Source organism: Synechococcus sp. MIT S9508, from assembly GCF_047303045.1.
GTDB lineage: Bacteria > Cyanobacteriota > Cyanobacteriia > PCC-6307 > Cyanobiaceae > Synechococcus_C.
This window is the reverse complement of the sequence record NZ_CP138941.1, coordinates 1707759-1722328: the sequence shown is the minus strand read 5'-3', so window position 1 is coordinate 1722328 and position 14570 is coordinate 1707759. Positions and strand designations below refer to the sequence as shown.

21 protein-coding genes are annotated in these 14570 nt (G+C 57.2%); 10 read left to right on the top strand and 11 right to left on the bottom strand.

Features of this window, described 5'->3' with window-relative positions; genetic code table 11:
- Positions 1–145: 145 nt before the first annotated feature.
- Positions 146–397 carry a hypothetical protein gene (locus SIB42_RS09510; RefSeq protein WP_074160769.1) on the top strand — a complete coding sequence of 84 codons (252 nt, stop codon included), beginning with the start codon at positions 146–148 and terminating at the stop codon, positions 395–397.
- A 530-nt stretch (positions 398–927) separates the two neighbouring features.
- On the opposite strand, the gene SIB42_RS09505 is transcribed toward SIB42_RS09510, so the two are convergent.
- Positions 928–1647, bottom strand: a complete 720-nt coding sequence (locus tag SIB42_RS09505) for a class I SAM-dependent methyltransferase (RefSeq protein WP_067097461.1) — start codon at positions 1645–1647, stop codon at positions 928–930.
- Between the two features lie 171 nt (positions 1648–1818).
- On the opposite strand from SIB42_RS09505, the gene SIB42_RS09500 reads away from it, so the two are divergent.
- Positions 1819–2052 (top strand): hypothetical protein, encoded by a 234-nt coding sequence (locus tag SIB42_RS09500; protein WP_067097465.1) that lies wholly within the window; start codon positions 1819–1821, stop codon positions 2050–2052.
- Between the two features lie 211 nt (positions 2053–2263).
- The gene (locus SIB42_RS09495) at positions 2264–2749 is read left to right on the top strand and encodes a PDZ domain-containing protein (RefSeq protein WP_082825090.1); all 486 of its coding nucleotides are present in this window, start codon (positions 2264–2266) and stop codon (positions 2747–2749) included.
- Positions 2750–3137: 388 nt separating this feature from the next.
- Here the strand turns inward: SIB42_RS09495 and SIB42_RS09490 are convergent, their stop codons facing one another.
- On the bottom strand, positions 3138–3467 hold the full coding sequence (locus tag SIB42_RS09490) for a tyrosine-type recombinase/integrase (RefSeq protein WP_074160770.1): 330 nt from the start codon (positions 3465–3467) through the stop codon (positions 3138–3140).
- Between the two features lie 46 nt (positions 3468–3513).
- Positions 3514–3996: a flavin reductase family protein gene (locus SIB42_RS09485; RefSeq protein WP_067097475.1), complete on the bottom strand. Its 483-nt coding sequence runs from the start codon at positions 3994–3996 to the stop codon at positions 3514–3516.
- A gap of 149 nt (positions 3997–4145) precedes the next feature.
- On the opposite strand from SIB42_RS09485, the gene SIB42_RS09480 reads away from it, so the two are divergent.
- On the top strand, positions 4146–4730 hold the full coding sequence (locus SIB42_RS09480) for a hypothetical protein (RefSeq protein ID WP_067097596.1): 585 nt from the start codon (positions 4146–4148) through the stop codon (positions 4728–4730).
- Here the strand turns inward: SIB42_RS09480 and SIB42_RS09475 are convergent.
- The 7 genes from SIB42_RS09475 to rsmA all read right to left on the bottom strand — a co-directional run bounded on the left by SIB42_RS09475 (position 4702) and on the right by rsmA (position 10805).
- A complete protein-coding gene (locus SIB42_RS09475) occupies positions 4702–4965 on the bottom strand; it encodes a hypothetical protein (RefSeq protein ID WP_369818469.1) in 264 nt (87 codons plus the stop codon). The genes SIB42_RS09480 and SIB42_RS09475 overlap by 29 nt on opposite strands.
- Positions 4946–5941: a protein translocase subunit SecF gene (gene secF, locus SIB42_RS09470; RefSeq protein ID WP_067097478.1), complete on the bottom strand. Its 996-nt coding sequence runs from the start codon at positions 5939–5941 to the stop codon at positions 4946–4948. Before secF ends, SIB42_RS09475 begins: the two co-directional genes overlap by 20 nt.
- Before the next feature lie 3 nt (positions 5942–5944).
- Positions 5945–7417 carry a protein translocase subunit SecD gene (gene secD, locus SIB42_RS09465; protein ID WP_067097482.1) on the bottom strand — a complete coding sequence of 491 codons (1473 nt, stop codon included), beginning with the start codon at positions 7415–7417 and terminating at the stop codon, positions 5945–5947.
- Positions 7418–7420: 3 nt separating this feature from the next.
- The gene (locus SIB42_RS09460) at positions 7421–8404 is read right to left on the bottom strand and encodes an alpha-ketoacid dehydrogenase subunit beta (protein ID WP_067097485.1); all 984 of its coding nucleotides are present in this window, start codon (positions 8402–8404) and stop codon (positions 7421–7423) included.
- 182 nt (positions 8405–8586) lie between these two features.
- Positions 8587–8892: a DUF3082 domain-containing protein gene (locus SIB42_RS09455; protein WP_067097488.1), complete on the bottom strand. Its 306-nt coding sequence runs from the start codon at positions 8890–8892 to the stop codon at positions 8587–8589.
- Positions 8889–9821, bottom strand: a complete 933-nt coding sequence (gene ispE / locus SIB42_RS09450; RefSeq protein ID WP_067097599.1) for a 4-(cytidine 5'-diphospho)-2-C-methyl-D-erythritol kinase — start codon at positions 9819–9821, stop codon at positions 8889–8891. Before ispE ends, SIB42_RS09455 begins: the two co-directional genes overlap by 4 nt.
- Before the next feature lie 150 nt (positions 9822–9971).
- Positions 9972–10805 (bottom strand): 16S rRNA (adenine(1518)-N(6)/adenine(1519)-N(6))-dimethyltransferase RsmA, encoded by an 834-nt coding sequence (rsmA, locus tag SIB42_RS09445; RefSeq protein WP_067097491.1) that lies wholly within the window; start codon positions 10803–10805, stop codon positions 9972–9974.
- A gap of 83 nt (positions 10806–10888) precedes the next feature.
- Here rsmA and SIB42_RS09440 point away from each other — a divergent pair, with 83 nt between their 5' ends.
- From SIB42_RS09440 to SIB42_RS09420, 5 genes are all read left to right on the top strand, one after another.
- Positions 10889–11497: a uridine kinase gene (locus tag SIB42_RS09440; RefSeq protein WP_067097495.1), complete on the top strand. Its 609-nt coding sequence runs from the start codon at positions 10889–10891 to the stop codon at positions 11495–11497.
- A gap of 73 nt (positions 11498–11570) precedes the next feature.
- Entirely contained in the window at positions 11571–11804 is a 234-nt protein-coding gene (locus SIB42_RS09435) for a hypothetical protein (protein WP_156485253.1), read from the top strand.
- A gap of 142 nt (positions 11805–11946) precedes the next feature.
- Entirely contained in the window at positions 11947–12426 is a 480-nt protein-coding gene (locus SIB42_RS09430; protein ID WP_067097602.1) for a pentapeptide repeat-containing protein, read from the top strand.
- Positions 12423–12869, top strand: a complete 447-nt coding sequence (locus tag SIB42_RS09425) for a hypothetical protein (protein WP_067097498.1) — start codon at positions 12423–12425, stop codon at positions 12867–12869. The genes SIB42_RS09430 and SIB42_RS09425 overlap by 4 nt, the downstream gene beginning before the upstream one ends.
- A 12-nt stretch (positions 12870–12881) precedes the next feature.
- Complete coding sequence (locus tag SIB42_RS09420; protein WP_067097501.1) at positions 12882–13316, top strand: 23S rRNA (pseudouridine(1915)-N(3))-methyltransferase RlmH; 435 nt, start codon at positions 12882–12884, stop codon at positions 13314–13316.
- Between the two features lie 20 nt (positions 13317–13336).
- Here SIB42_RS09420 and SIB42_RS09415 read toward each other — a convergent pair whose 3' ends face one another.
- The gene (locus SIB42_RS09415; RefSeq protein ID WP_067097605.1) at positions 13337–13729 is read right to left on the bottom strand and encodes a hypothetical protein; all 393 of its coding nucleotides are present in this window, start codon (positions 13727–13729) and stop codon (positions 13337–13339) included.
- A 99-nt stretch (positions 13730–13828) separates the two neighbouring features.
- Here SIB42_RS09415 and SIB42_RS09410 point away from each other — a divergent pair, with 99 nt between their 5' ends.
- Positions 13829–14521, top strand: a complete 693-nt coding sequence (locus SIB42_RS09410) for an SGNH/GDSL hydrolase family protein (protein ID WP_067097504.1) — start codon at positions 13829–13831, stop codon at positions 14519–14521.
- Positions 14522–14570 lie beyond the last annotated feature (49 nt).

The following is a 14570-nucleotide window of genomic DNA, read 5'->3' as shown; positions in this document are numbered from 1 at the left end:
GGCCGTAACGATAAGACCAGTTTCAGGACGTAATCGGATGCGCCAGGCCAAGTAGCAACAGCAGGACAAGCGACCACCTGTCTGCCTGATCAGCTTGTCTCCACTCGTTGAGTTAGCTACACCGACAGCAAGAAATCACCTGTTCATGAAAAAAGCACTGTTCACACTCCTGCCTTTGGTCATTGCATCAGTCCCTCAAGCAGCCATGGCTCAGAGGGAAATCCCGAAAGCGCCTGGTCATGAGCAGTGCCCGCTTGGTTACATCAACACACTCGGTACCACTTGTGTTTCGCCCATCTATTACGAGGTAGCACCCACTTATGGCAAAGCTTGCAAGTCAGGTTGGATGAATATCGGCGCTGGTTACTGCAAAAAAAAGACTCTTGGCATTTTCTAATTGGACCATCGTGGCCAGATGCCGAACAAGGTGCTCCCACTAGTTGATGGCTATGCCGAAATACTGAGGCGACTGATTATGGCGTCAGATTTGGCAACATGCCGAGCTTGGCGTAGTTGAGCCCGTTGTTGCATATGAGCGCATCGACTGCCACAAAAAACCCCGCAATTGGCGGGGCTTTTAAAACGGAATAATTGCCTGATGCTGATTAGCTTTGCGGCCAGTTACCCATGTAAGGCAAGATAAACAATGAAAGTGATGCTGCAAATAGTGAAAAGCCAGCCAATAAGCTGTAGGTGAATGTAGACATTCTGATTAAGTCACGTTCTGCTTTAGTTTTAATCAGGCTCGTCAATTTAGGCAGTAGATAATCACCTGCCTCGACGTGCCTCTTGTGTTGTTGCTAGCAAGCAGTCTTGTCAAAACAAAGTCTCATTTTTTTCAGCACTTCAGTCTCACCGGAAGCGTTTCAGGGGCTTAGCCAAGCGTTGCCGCCACTGGAGCCCCACCTGGCGTCATAGCCCTGACTATCAAGGATCGTTCCGCCTGGTGATCCACAAGCGTGCAAACAGGCCCTGATAAAGCTGGATTGGAGATTGGCAGTTCAGACCCAAAAGGATGGATTCGAACCGCGCTGCATCCAGAGAGAAAACAGCGGTGTTTCTTGCTGTCAGAAATTTATCCACCATTTCAGCAGGCAGTCCACGATCGAGTAATCGTCGCGCAGCGATACTGAAGATCGTTTCGCAGACCCAAGGCTCCGCAGCTTCGCTGTAACTGCTGACCAGCAGCACGCCCCCTGGCAGTGACTGCTCTACAAGACTCTCAATCATCAGATCCTGCTGATCTGCAGCCATCAGGTGCAGCACGTTGTGACAGATGACGCCATCAAAATCCCTCTGCAGGAGTCCCGAGTGAACAGCTTCTTCTAGGGTCTTTGGCACCCACTGGCACCTTTGAAAACCACTCTGGCCTTTCACGGTTTCAATACTGGTCTGCAACATCTGAGCACTGGGCTCGACTACTACAAAATCAGCTTCAGGACAGGCCTCCAGTAGCTGAGGCAGCTCATCTCCCGGTCCAGGCCCTACGACAAGGAGTCGCCTGGCTGCGGGATTTGCTTCACCGATTGCAGCCGCAGCGATCTCAAGAAGGGTTGCATGACCCGGTACAGAATGTTGAATTGTGGTTCGGTATTTGCGTCCGTATTCAGCATCAAAATCAAGCTGACTCACAGGTTTCAAAAGCATCGACTCCTTTTAGTGAAGACTACCCGCCACTCAGTCAAACTCGCTGGAACGTAATCGCCTCGCTCAATTGATCAATGAATTGAATGGCTCTCGTCTCGAACCTTCAGACCATCACTGAACTGAACTAATACCAAAGCACCCGTTCAGGTGGTTTTCAGGCGCATAGCTCACTTGGCAGCAACACAACAGGGTCGGAGTTATGGAGCCTCCGACCCGCTCTATTCAGATCGCATCAGCACCATGGGTTGGGTCACTGATAGTTACCTCAACGGCGGGCAGCGCCCTGACCGTTATCAGAAGCCAGAAGGTCGATGGGTGGAGCTACAAGCCAGGCTGAATCGCTGGGGGCGCAGCAGCACCTGGCGGCGGTTGGAGCAGCTTGGCCAGATTGCCAAGACTGACTAAGAATTGAGATCAGAGTGAAGCAAAGCCTGATTTGTATATGAATCGCCTTTTGCTGGTCTTTGTAGGTCTGTTTATCTTTGGCAGTTGAGCTTCTGCTCAGTGGGGTGGAGGTGGGGCTCAAGTAGGTGCGACTGCCTATTGCGCAGCTAGGGCTGCGGGTAGGAGTCATGACCAAGCTTCCAGAGCAGCAACTAATGCACTGGCGAACAGTATGGGAGGTGGTTTTTCTTCGAATATTGCAAACATCATCACGGGCGGTTCTGCAATGCGTGATTCGATGCTCTATTTGATAAAACAGCAATGTCCTGATCTGTATTACGGAACAGCTCCGCAGAGCAAGCCAGACTATTCGAACAATACAGAGGCCGAAGGTTTTATTTCCCCCGGATTTACAACCCCTGGTGTTATTGGCTTACAGTTTTCATGTTATGCGGCTTCGCAGTCCGAAAAGTCTGATCATTGCATTATTTTGGGAGTCATTAAAGGGTCTCCTGCTTACAAAGATGGAAGGCTTAGGAAGCAAGATAGAATTTTAGAAGTTAACGGCAAAAAAATTCGCGGAGTTAGTGTAGAAGAGCTTACTGAAATGATTGGTGGTGAGGCAGGCACATATGTAACTATCGTGATTGATTCAGATGGAGAAGAGAGGCCAATAACTCTTAAGAGAGTTGCGGCAGCCGAGGTCAAAATCAATTAACTTAGGGTCCTTCCGAATCCATGAACCTGCGGAGTGTTGCGCAGCACTGGCTTCGCCTAGGCACCAGCTTTCAAAGTTAGTTTGCTTTTACTATTTAGAGCGCATTGGAAGCAAATAGGAAGGATTAGAAAACAATAGAAAACAAAGTTTATTTATTTGCTTGTTGACTATCAGTTGAGGCAGGGGTTGACTCCTTAAATCTGATTGAGCTTCTATCCAAGGATGGCCTGGCCGGCAGCCTCCCTCCCTTGTAAAATGGTTTCGTGTCTGAACACGGCACGAGAAAACCGCCCCCCGTGAGAAAGGGGCTTTTTTCATGTTCGATCAGCCCAGCCGCAGAAAGGAGCTATCTCGTGGATTGCTGGCGACGTAATGGCCCATCGTTGCACTAGATGAATGCCCCAGGGTTGCCTGAAGGGTGAAGACGTCCACAACTCGCTGAACAGCATGTGTGGCATGGCTGGCTTTGCCTTAGCTGGTGCGGGTGAACGTGGAACCCAGCGGCTTTGCCCCACTTTCGGCAGACTTCCCCGATGGCTTGCCGGGTGAGATGCCCATGTCGCCTGGGACTGGGGAAGACGAACTCTTCATCAGATCTGCGGCCAAGTCCTTGAAAGAGTTCGAGAGTTACTGGGGATACGAGGACAGTGCGTCGCTTTGATCCCTTCCCGAGAGGGTGATTGGCCACACTTTTGGGCACACACCCCCAAAGAAGCATTGGTATGACTCAGCAGCCCATGGACCGCTGGAGCTAACAGAATCCGTTAACCGCCGTACTGCCAGCCGGTGGTGCTCAGTTCCAGGGCGTCTCCATCACGGTGGAGCACTGCTGATTTCACCTCTCCGATGAACACGGTGTGGTCGCCGTGGGCCAGCTCACCCACCAGTTCGCACTCAACACCACCCAGTGCATCCTTCAAAATCGGCAGACCTAGGGAGCCAAGCTCAAAGGGCGCAACCTCAAAACGGCCGCCTACTGCCGACTGGGGCTTGAAGAATGTCGCAGCCAGATTCTTCTGGTCGGCGGCCAGCACGTTCAGAGAAAAACGACGTGTGCGCTGGATCATGCCGTTGCTGGTGCTGTCGGCACGGACACCCATCACCACCAGAGGCGGCTCGAACGATCCCTGGGTGACCCAGCTGGCCGTAAATCCGTTCACCTCATCACCCTCGGCGACGCCGCAGATGAACAGGCCATGGGGAATTTTCCGCAACAGTGTCTTCTTGGCGTCCAGATCAAGCGACATGGCGGTTCGTACTCACGATGCGAGCAGAATAGGCAAAACGGTCACAGCACAACGTCACAGCGCTGCAGACACCAGAGAGAGACTGCTAGTTTTCAACGGCTTCTGAGCAGGATCCCCTGGATCGGCCCTCCTCCCTGAGTGTGTTCGCAATGGTGGCCGGAAGCGGAGTACTGGGCCTGCTTATCTACGCCGGCTTTTTTTACGCAAACCTGCGTCGAACCAGTTCCATAGAAGAGCCCCAGGAGCTTCGCCCCTCCTATCCATCGCAAGCGCAGGCCAAGCAGGAAGCCGAACGCTGGATCACGGAGGGGGGCACCTTCACCGTCACGACCACACAACGCGTTCGCAAGACCATCCCCCTCACCCGCCAGGAACGACGCAAACTCGAGCTTTTGGCTGATGAAAAGCGCAGAGGCCAGATTGAAGCGGACTTTGAAGCCTGTCTCGATCAAGCGGCAACGGATCTCGCTAAAGAGCTCTGTTCCTTTCAGCAGTTACCTCCCAACGCGACTTCGACGGCAACGGCTGCCGGTGGTGTCAGCGATCTTCCCACCACCAAAGTGATCGAGGACGTTCGTGTTGAGACCAGTCAACGCCCGCGCCGAACATGCACCCCTGTGAGCTCTTATCGACGCTTCAACTGCATTGAATTCGACGTTGCCAGAGATGAACAATTGACAGCTGCACAGCAGAACTCTCTGGAAATCAAGGGTTATCGACAGTTTCGTTACTGACGCGCCGACGGCGCGGGCCGTAGCGGCTCCAGAGTGAAGGTTGCAACACCAGCACCACCACGGCGAGCAGGTGATGTCGCACAGCAAAGATCAAAGCCGTCAAGGTCACATGATCCGCTAGCAGTAGCAATTCTGTTCTGAGATCACTCAGAGCCAGGATCAACAACAACAGCGGTATCCAGCGCTGAGAGCGAACTGATGCTGTTGCTGCGCGATCAGGCACTAGCAGCTGCACCAGATCGGGATGGCCAGATGCTCAACAGAGAAGGGGCCAAGGCAATGCTGGACCAGCTTCCAACGATCACTCCCAGTGCCAGAGCAATGGCGAACCAGTAGAGCGTTGAACCACCGAAGAGGATGAGGGCAACCAGGGGCAGAAGTGTGGTGCCGCTGGTGTAAATGGTTCTGGTCAGCGTGGCTGACACAGCACGGTCAACCTGCACGGAGAGAGGAAGGTCACCATCCATGCGCTGGCGCTCGCGAATTCTGTCGAAAACGACAACGGTGTCGTTCACGGAATATCCAGCGATGGTCAGCAGAGCCACGGCAAACAAGCTGTCAACCTCAAGCCCTGTGGTGAGGCCGAGCCAGGCGAAGACGCCGCAAACGATCACGATGTCGTGAGCCAAGGCCACCAGGGCCAGAAAGGCATAGCGAGGGTCGTAGCGAACGGTGATGTACAGCGCAATTCCCGTAAAGGCGACCAGCAGGGAAATCAGACTGCTGCGCAGCAACTGTCCACCAAGGCTGGGACCGATGGTGTCAACGGACTGACCTCCAGGCTCAAAGGGTCCAGCCACCGTTTCAAGCGCTTCGATCACAGCCTGCCCCTGGCCTGCGGAGAGGGCTGGCATCCGCACAACAATCGACTGACCACCATCGAGGAGCTGAACGCGAGCGTTGTCCAACTTGGGCAGTGATTTCCCATCCTGAACCGGAAGCTTGATCTGCTGAAGCTCAGATTCAACAGCGACGGTGCTGAGCTGATCGCAGGTTTCAGCGCAGCTGCGCTCCAGCTGGATCTGAGTTCCACCGGTGAAGTCGAGACCTGGCCTCAGAGGCAATCCGATCTGAGGGTCAGTCCAGCTGAGCACAATCCCGATCAGGCTCAGCAGCAGGCAGACAGCGGACACCAACCAGACCTGCCGTCGACCACTGGTCAGGGGGAAGCGCAGAGGTCGCTCATCAGTTGCGGGTGATGTGAAAGCCATGGCTCAGGACGCTGTCGTAGGAAGTTGCCATGCCGGCAGGAAGTTCGTCGGACGCCGCAAGCCCTGATAGCTCATCAGGAAACGCAGCAGCGTGCGTGTACAGGTCAGAGCCGTGAACAGACTAAGCAGAACACCAATGCCGAGAGTCGCCGCGAAGCCCTTCACCAGTCCGGTGCCGAGGAAGAAGAGGGCTGCACAACTGATCAAGGTGGTCAGGTGACCATCAACAATCGATGAAAACGCCTGGGAGAATCCCGTTTCAATGGAGCGGATCAGGGTGTTGCCTCGCCGGAGTTCGTCCTTGATGCGCTCGAAGATCAGCACGTTGGCATCCACTGCCATGCCGATGCTCAAGATGAAACCAGCGATACCCGGCAGCGTCAACGTGACAGGAATCAGGGCATAGACCGCGAGATTGAACAGGGCATAGAGGCTGAGGGCCATGACCGCCACAGCACCTGCAAGCCGGTAGATCAGCAGCATGAAAATGCCGACCAACACAAGACCTGAAAGGGCGGCGATCAGGCTGCGACGGACGTTCTCCGCACCAAGAGACGGTCCGATGGTGCGCACCTCAAGGATTTCTACCGGCAAGGGCAACGAACCACCCCGCAGTTGAACCTCGAGATCGCGGGCGTCTTCAGCTGTGAAGTTGCCGGAGATTGACGCCGTGCCTCCTGAAATTCCAGCAGCTTTGTACTGGGGACCGACGCTGGCTTCACTGATGAGTTCGCCATCAAGAGCGATTCCCAGCAGGCGTCCCGTGCCGGCGATCGACTGGGTGAGTTCGGCGAATTTCTCGCCACCCTCAGCGTTGAAATTCAGGGTCACCTCCCAGCCAGAGCCGTTCTGTTGTTGCTGTCGACCTGCACTGACCAGTTGCTTACCCGTGAAGGCCGTGGGCTCGAACCGATCAAGAATTTCCTGATTGGTGCGCGCGAGCAACTGCTCCAGTTGCTCCGTCTCCGTTGTTGCCGTTCCATCAAGATCCAGTTCTTTCTGGCGTCTGGCGAGCTCGTCCTGCTCAACGGAGTCAAGCTCGGATTCATCATCGTCCGAACGGGTGGCCAGCACGCTCTGCAGCTGGCCTCTCAGCTGTCGAAGGCTTTGCACTTCCTCCTGCGTGTCTTCCTTCTGAGCCTTGAACTCGAGCAAGGCTGTGCTTCCGAGAACGTCTGCGGCGCGGGTCGGATCGGTGACGCCCGGCAGCTGCAGCACGAGTTGATCATCACCAACGGTCTGCAGGGTGGATTCAGCCACACCAAGACCGTTGACGCGGCGATCGAGCACCGCCTTCACCGCTTCCATCTGCTCGGCGCCGATGGTGGTGATCTCTCCGGCCGGCTGGACCTCCAGTGTGAGTTGACTGCCCCCACGCAAATCAAGTCCGAGCTGCAGCGGGAAGCTGGAAAGAACTGCAGCTGCAGCGATGGCAAGCGCAAGGATGAGGGCAAACCAGCCCTGTTGACGGGCCATCAATCAGAGCCCCTGACGAACAATAGTCTGAGCCGCTTCGACTATCTGATGCGGCTGAATGATGGTCAGATTCTCGAGATTGCCGTTGTAGGGGGTGGGGATGTCCTGGCTGGACAGCCGGATCGGCCGGGCATCGAGCTCATCGAAACAGTGCTCGGTGATCAGAGCAATCAACTCGGCACCGATGCCACCGGTCTTCATGCACTCCTCCACCACGATTACCTTGTGGGTCTTGCGGATCGAGCGGGCAATGGTCTCCATATCAAAGGGCTTGAGGCTGATCAGATCGATCAGTTCGGCGTTGATCCCATCGGCCTCGAGCTGCTCCACAGCCTTGAGGCAGTGATGACGCATGCGTGAGTAGGTCAGGATCGTGATGTCACTGCCCTCCTTGACCAGATCCGCCTGATCGAGGGCGCAGGTGTAGTCGCCGTCTGGCAGTTCTTCCGTGAGGTTGTAGAGCAACACGTGCTCGAAGAACAGAACCGGATTGTTGTCGCGGATGGCGGCCTTCATAAGGCCCTTCGCATTGGTCGGCGTGCTGCAGGCCACAATCTTGATGCCCGGCACAGCATGGAAATAAGCCTCGAGCCGCTGACTGTGCTCGGCGCCAAGTTGTCGACCGACACCACCCGGGCCACGCACAACCGTGGGGATCGTGAAATTGCCGCCACTTGTGTAGCGCAGCATCCCCATGTTGTTGGAGATCTGATTGAAGGCCAGCAGCAGGAATCCCATATTCATGCCCTCCACGATCGGCCTTAGTCCTGTCATCGCGGCACCCACAGCCATGCCGGTGAAACTGTTCTCGGCAATCGGGGTGTCGAGGACCCTCAGTTCCCCGTATTTCTCGTAGAGATCCTTGGTGACTTTGTAAGAGCCGCCGTAATGGCCGACGTCCTCTCCCATCACACAAACATGGGGATCACGGGCCATTTCCTCATCGATGGCTTCGCGAAGTGCGTTGAAGAGAAGAGTCCCTGCCACGGCGTTGCTGCAATCCCGGCAATGCCGGCGTCAGCGGCCAAGCTATCTCAGTCCAGGGGTGTTCAGCCTCCGGCAGCAAAGGTCGCCAGCAGCAGCACCGACAGAAGCAGACCTGGAGACAGCAGCAACACGAGCTGACCGAGATCGTGGGGGGTCATGGTTGCGAGGGCTCTGCAATGAGGCTAGGCAGCGTCAACGGTGTCTTTCGTGAAAAGACTGCGAAGAAACACCAGGAACAAGCCAATCCCGATGAAGGCAAAGCTGAATGTGGCCAGAAAACACATTCCGATGAACAGCGTTTTCATGGCAGACGCGATGTTCTGCGCTGTTGTGCTGCTGAAATTTGACGAGTGCGTCGAGAGATAAATCACGACTTTTTTGCTTAAGCCGAAACTCAACCAGGCCAGAACCAGACTGGTGATTGATCCGGATAGGAAACTGAGGGGCCCTTTGCGGGGTTTGGCTGTGGCTGCGTCGCTATCACTCATGCCGCCAGCTTGACGCCATAGGGGAGCAGGGAACAACTCCAGGATTGCAGGCCCTCCGCTTCAAACTGCGCAGCAGCATGAAGACGGGCTTGTTCAGCAGCGCTGAAGTCTGGAAACAGAGCAAAGCAACTCGGGCCGGAACCACTCATGGCCACTTGCAACTGCCCTGGCAATGCGTTCAAGAGGGCCAGCGCAGTGCGGACCGAGGGCGTCTGCGGAGCCACAACGGCCTGAAGGTCGTTACGCAAAGGAGGAGGCAATTCGGTTCGCAGGGGCCTCAGCCAAGCAGAGGTTCGAAGCGACTCACGACGTTGCTCAAAGGCTGCCTCACCCTCGAGATAGAGATGAAAACGTTCTCGCTTGCATTCGCCATAGGCCCACGGTGTCGACACGCTGATGGATGGATCCTTCACCAGCAGAACGCCAAGCGGCGCAGACACTTCAGGCAGAACCTCAAGCCGTTCTCCGCGTCCGAAACAGAGCTGGGTGCCGCCGCCAATGCAGAACGGCATGTCGGATCCAAGATCAGCAGCCAGCGTCTCGAGCTGAGAGGCACTGAGGCCAAGGCCCCAGAGCATGTTCAGGCCAACCAGTGCTGCTGCCCCATCACTAGAGCCTCCCGCAAGACCGGCGCCGATGGGAATGCGCTTGCGCAGATGCATCCGTGCACCCAACTCCCCGTATCCGGATCGCTTACGCAGCAGCCTGGCCGCCCGCATGATCAGGTTGTCGTCTCCGCAACTGAGTCCTGATTGATCACAGCTGAGGGAAAGCGTTCCGTCAGCAGTGTTCTCACACTCGAACTGATCGGCGAGATCAATGCTCTGCATCACCATGGCGAGTTCGTGGAACCCGTCATCCCGCAGGCCCAGAACCTCGAGATGCAGATTGATCTTGGCCGGAGCTTTGACGCAGACCGGAGCCGTCATGAACAGGACAAAGCGAAGTCGGCCGGACTCCGACCCGAACGTTGAGGCTAAACCACGGGCAGAGCCCAGTGTTGACAAGGGATCGAAGGCAAGTTGTCTGGCGGATTGCTCATCCACGGCAGGCGCAGACGCTGACCCGGGCTTAGCGGCTCACTCGGATGAGTCCGCTGCTCTTAAGCCCCTGGCTAAGGCCACCCAGTTTTCCGGTGCCACGTCCTGAGGCCTCTGCTGCAGATCAATGCCGGCCTGCTGTGCCAGCGCCTGAAGCTGATCCGGCGGTTTGACACCGGCAAGGGTGTTACGCAGCATCTTGCGTCGAGCCAGAAACGCCTGTTTGAGCAATCGTTCCACCCCACGGCAGAGCTCCGGATCTGGGCGCTGATGCGCCGGCAGGGGGTCAAGTCTGATCACCTCGGACTGAACCTTCGGAGGCGGCTGAAAGCAACGCGGCGGCACAGGGCAAACGGTTTGGCAACGGGCGAGAAGCTGCAAACGCACACTGAGAGCACTGAAACTGCTGTGTCCGGCACGGGCTCGAATGCGCTCTGCCACCTCTTTCTGGACGAGCAGGATGAGCCGCTCGTAGGGCGGATCAACGGGCCGATCCAGACGACCAATCAGCCGATCGAGCAAGGGGCCAGTGATGTTGTACGGAATATTCGCCACCACCTTGGAGGCCGGAGAACCGTCAGGAAGTGTCAGAGGAACGTTGAGAACATCGCCCTCACAGAGTGAAAACCGCAATTGGGCTCCGTATCGCTCGTTCAGACCTGACACCAAATCTCGGTCCAGCTCGATCGCATGCACCAACGCGGCAGGACTCCTGAGCAGTCGTTCGGTCAGAGCACCCCGTCCTGGTCCCACCTCGAGAACACGGTCCCCCTCCACGAGTTCTGCCGACTCGAGAATCCGATCAAGAACCCGTTCATCCCGCAGCCAGTGCTGTCCAAACCGTTTGCGGGCCGTATGTCCTGCGAAGCTCATGTCATGCGGGCCATGGGTTCACTGTGCACCACAGCAGAGGGCGCGGAACGCGATGATGATGGTGTCCAGGTCTGGCGCGGTTGATGAACAGATCTGCCTTGCTGATCTGTATCGCCGGCCCATCCGCAGCAGGCAAGACCCACTTCAGTGAGGAGCTGAAAACGTCGCTCGCGCAAAGCGGGATTGCTGCTGTGGTGATCGGCTCCGACGATTACTACCGCGAGCACTGGACACCGGATTCGATCTATGGATTCGACACAGTCGATGCCATCGACAGGGATGCACTGATCGACGATGTTCAGGCCCTGCTCGAACGCCGTCTGCAGCATCGACGCCGTTACGACATGAGCACCAGGGACGTCAGCTGGGAGTCTTTCAACGAGATCTGGGATGTTGTGCTCCTGGAGGGTGCGTTCGGCCCCCAACTGTTGATGGATCATCTCGATCCTGATCTTCTGATTTATCTGAGCGCATCCCTGCCGATAAGGGTGATTCGCCGCCTGCGCCGTGACGTACGCGAACGCCAGCGAAGCCCCCTGTCGGTCTTGCGTCAGTCAGTGATGCAGATGCTGCCGGGAGAGCGGCGGTTCATCCATCCGCTGAGACGTTCGGCTGATCTGGTGATCCGCGATCTTCCAACGGGTCTTCCGCTGGCTGTGAAACGGATTGAAGGTCTGATCAAGAGATCCTGAGCTCCGGCACCCTGATCCAGCGCACAGACCTTGAGCTGGGTGGCAGCGGCACCAGCGCTAGCACCACCTCGAGATGCCCCTGATCACAACAGGAGTGACAGGACTGCCAACAGGCAAGCGTTCGGGCCAGTCGTCGGCGCTTGGACCTGGCAAAAGCTCTCATTCCCCAGCCATCAAGACCACATCGACGCTCATTGATCATCACCGTCGCGGCTATTGCTCTCTTCTTCCTCTCAATCCAGTTCCCCGTAACGACAGCTTCAGCGCTCAGCAAGGCAACGCCAGCCACGACGTTTCAACAGATTGAGAGCACGAAGTTCTGCCCAGCGACCGGGATCTCTCTTCGCATCAAAAGCGCACAAGACTCATCTCCCTGGATTCTCGAAGTGTTCCCCCCCTTAAGCCAGGAATCAGGCCCCCTAGGCTTGGGCCACGCTTTTGATCCGCTGATGCAACGACATCTGCTGGCCTTCCTGCTTGCTCTCGTCCTGCTCATTGGTCTGCCTCTGCAGCCGGTGCAGGCCGCGATGGACTACGCCAAACAGGTGCTGATCGGTGCTGATTTCTCCAACCGGGAGATGCAGGGGGTGACCTTCAACCTCACCAACCTGCGAGAAGCTGATCTGTCTGGCAGCGATCTGCGGGGCGCCAGTCTCTACGGAGCCAAGCTTCAGGACGCCAACCTCACAGGAACCAATCTGCGTGATGCCACGTTGGATTCAGCAGTGCTTGATGGCACCAACCTCACAGATGCCGTTCTGGAGGATGCTTTTGCCTTCAACACCCGATTCATCAATGTGACGATCACCGGTGCCGACTTCACCAACGTGCCGTTTCGCGGCGACGCACTGAAAACACTCTGCGCCGCTGCTGATGGCACCAATCCTGTGACCGGCCGCGACACTCGTGACACCCTCGGCTGCCCATGAGCTTCGATCCCCGCAGTCTTGAGCGGCTCAGGCAACTGGGACGGCAGCTGCCTGAGCCCATCCCTGCACCAGAAGCCGAAACTCAACGCTCTGCAAAAACCAGCCGACCGCGCCACAGAGTCGAAACCGAGCAGGACCCCAAAGCGCTGTTTCATGAACTGATGCAGGTGAGCCAGGACGGCACCGTCCCTGAGCATCTGATGGCGAGATTGCGGGATGCAGAAGAGCGGGTCGACAGTGAGCGACGCCAGACGCTGAATGCGCCATCCCCCTTGACGCAGGATTCGCTCGCTTCCCAAACAGCGGTCCCCGCCCGCTCGACCGGCAAGGGCAAGAACACCCGCCCTCAACGCCGTGATGTGGTGCCCGGCAGCGAAGAGGAAAGCCTTTATGTGGCTTTCGGGCAGATGTTTCTCGAGGAACAAGACGACGAGACGGAGTAACGCCGCTGTGCCATGAACATCTCCCGATGCCGGATCATCGCGGTCGGAAAAGTGCGCAAGCGATGGGTTCAGGACGGTATGGAGCTCTACCTCAAGCGCCTGCCTGGGCTAACCATCACTGAACTGCGTGACAGCAGCCGTGACAAGGAGGTCGAAGCGATCCGTCAGGCCTTGCGTCCCGATGAGTTGCCGGTGCTGCTGATGGAGCAGGGCAACACCCTGACCTCGTTGGACTTCGCTGATCGTTTACGGAACTTTGGCTCCGAGCGCCTGGCCTTTGTGATCGGTGGTGCTGACGGCTTCACCGATGCATTCAAGAGCTCGGCCCGTTGGCAACTGAGCCTTTCACCCCTGACCTTTCCCCATGAGCTGGCGCGATTGCTGCTGGTTGAGCAGCTCTACAGAGCGCAGTCGATCCTGCAGGGGAGTCCTTATCACCGGGCCTAAAACCAACACCAACACGAGGTTCAGGCTGGCCAGGTGCTGAGAGCGACAGCTTCGAATTTGGCGATGCTCATGGTCCAGGCGCGCCTACAGATGGCTTGAAGACTCGCCTGAAAGGCCTCGGTGTCGCCACTATTGAGCCAGTCGGCTTTGAGCCTGGGGAGGTCCTCCGGCAGACACTCCATCGGCAATTCCACCAGCAGCAGACTCTCCAAGCCGCAGGCGCGACGTAACGGCCCCTCATCACTGCGCTGCCACAGACGCAGCAGCAATTCCAGAGCCAGCGAATGGGCCACCTGCGTGGGCCGCTCCGCAGCAGCGGCTTCTGCACTGAGGGAACGCCCGGCCAGCGGCAGAGCCCTCTTCCCCTCCTGCTCGATCAGGGCGAGGGCAACGAGATATGGAGCAGCAGCCATCACGACAACGTCAGTGAGCGCATCCTCTCCGGTCAAGGCCGCGATGGCGCGGAATGCGGATCATGGCTGAACTGGATTTGCGCAGACAACCTGCCGTCCATGACAGCACCAGCTCGGGAGCCGAGGACCATTCTCTGCTTCGGCGACTCCAATACCTGGGGATTCAACCCCGACGGTGGTGGGCGACTGCCCCACGACACACGCTGGCCAAATCAGTTGGAGCAGCAGCTCAACCGGCGTGCGTCCGGCCAGGCCTGGCGAACGATTGAGGACGGTCTCAATTCCCGCACCTGGCTGCTCGACGATCCCATCGGCGCAGCCAGGTATGGCGCGCAATACAGCTGCAGCGGCCGCTCAGGCCTGATGACGTCGTTGCACAGTCACAAACCCATCAACATGGTGATCCTGGCGCTGGGCTGCAACGACTGCAAGGACTATCTCAACCTGTCCGCCGAGCAGATCGCTGATGGCGCCCGCATCCTGATGCATGACATCCGCAGCGCGCTCAACTGTGGCCCGCGCGAGCGGCCCGACCAGCCCCCCACCATCGTGCTGATGACACCACCGTTGGTGAAGATCACGGCACAGTCGCTGGCCTGGGGATTCGAGGGCGCCGACACGAAATCCCAGGCATTAGCCAGCTGCTATCTCCAGCTCGCCGACGAACTGGAAGTGCTGGCTTTCGATGTTCAGACCGTGGCCAGCCCCTCACCCCTTGATGGCATCCATTTCGATAGCCAGGCCCAGCCTGCAATCGCTTCAGGCCTGGCGGATCTCATCGCCCCAACCTGAACGCAGAGCACAACCAACCACCAGCCACCAATCGCCAGCCCCCTCCCGA

Coding starts and splice junctions, on each gene's coding strand:
- SIB42_RS09510 (WP_074160769.1), top strand. CDS start 146: ATGAAAAAAGCACTGTTCACACTCCTGCCTTTGGTCATTGCATCAGTC.
- SIB42_RS09505 (WP_067097461.1), bottom strand. CDS start 1,647: ATGCTTTTGAAACCTGTGAGTCAGCTTGATTTTGATGCTGAATACGGA.
- SIB42_RS09495 (WP_082825090.1), top strand. CDS start 2,264: ATGGGAGGTGGTTTTTCTTCGAATATTGCAAACATCATCACGGGCGGT.
- SIB42_RS09490 (WP_074160770.1), bottom strand. CDS start 3,467: ATGCTTCTTTGGGGGTGTGTGCCCAAAAGTGTGGCCAATCACCCTCTC.
- SIB42_RS09485 (WP_067097475.1), bottom strand. CDS start 3,996: ATGTCGCTTGATCTGGACGCCAAGAAGACACTGTTGCGGAAAATTCCC.
- SIB42_RS09480 (WP_067097596.1), top strand. CDS start 4,146: ATGGTGGCCGGAAGCGGAGTACTGGGCCTGCTTATCTACGCCGGCTTT.
- secF (WP_067097478.1), bottom strand. CDS start 5,941: ATGGCTTTCACATCACCCGCAACTGATGAGCGACCTCTGCGCTTCCCC.
- secD (WP_067097482.1), bottom strand. CDS start 7,417: ATGGCCCGTCAACAGGGCTGGTTTGCCCTCATCCTTGCGCTTGCCATC.
- SIB42_RS09455 (WP_067097488.1), bottom strand. CDS start 8,892: ATGAGTGATAGCGACGCAGCCACAGCCAAACCCCGCAAAGGGCCCCTC.
- ispE (WP_067097599.1), bottom strand. CDS start 9,821: ATGACGGCTCCGGTCTGCGTCAAAGCTCCGGCCAAGATCAATCTGCAT.
- rsmA (WP_067097491.1), bottom strand. CDS start 10,805: ATGAGCTTCGCAGGACATACGGCCCGCAAACGGTTTGGACAGCACTGG.
- SIB42_RS09440 (WP_067097495.1), top strand. CDS start 10,889: ATGAACAGATCTGCCTTGCTGATCTGTATCGCCGGCCCATCCGCAGCA.
- SIB42_RS09435 (WP_156485253.1), top strand. CDS start 11,571: ATGCCCCTGATCACAACAGGAGTGACAGGACTGCCAACAGGCAAGCGT.
- SIB42_RS09430 (WP_067097602.1), top strand. CDS start 11,947: ATGCAACGACATCTGCTGGCCTTCCTGCTTGCTCTCGTCCTGCTCATT.
- SIB42_RS09425 (WP_067097498.1), top strand. CDS start 12,423: ATGAGCTTCGATCCCCGCAGTCTTGAGCGGCTCAGGCAACTGGGACGG.
- SIB42_RS09420 (WP_067097501.1), top strand. CDS start 12,882: ATGAACATCTCCCGATGCCGGATCATCGCGGTCGGAAAAGTGCGCAAG.
- SIB42_RS09415 (WP_067097605.1), bottom strand. CDS start 13,729: ATGGCTGCTGCTCCATATCTCGTTGCCCTCGCCCTGATCGAGCAGGAG.
- SIB42_RS09410 (WP_067097504.1), top strand. CDS start 13,829: ATGACAGCACCAGCTCGGGAGCCGAGGACCATTCTCTGCTTCGGCGAC.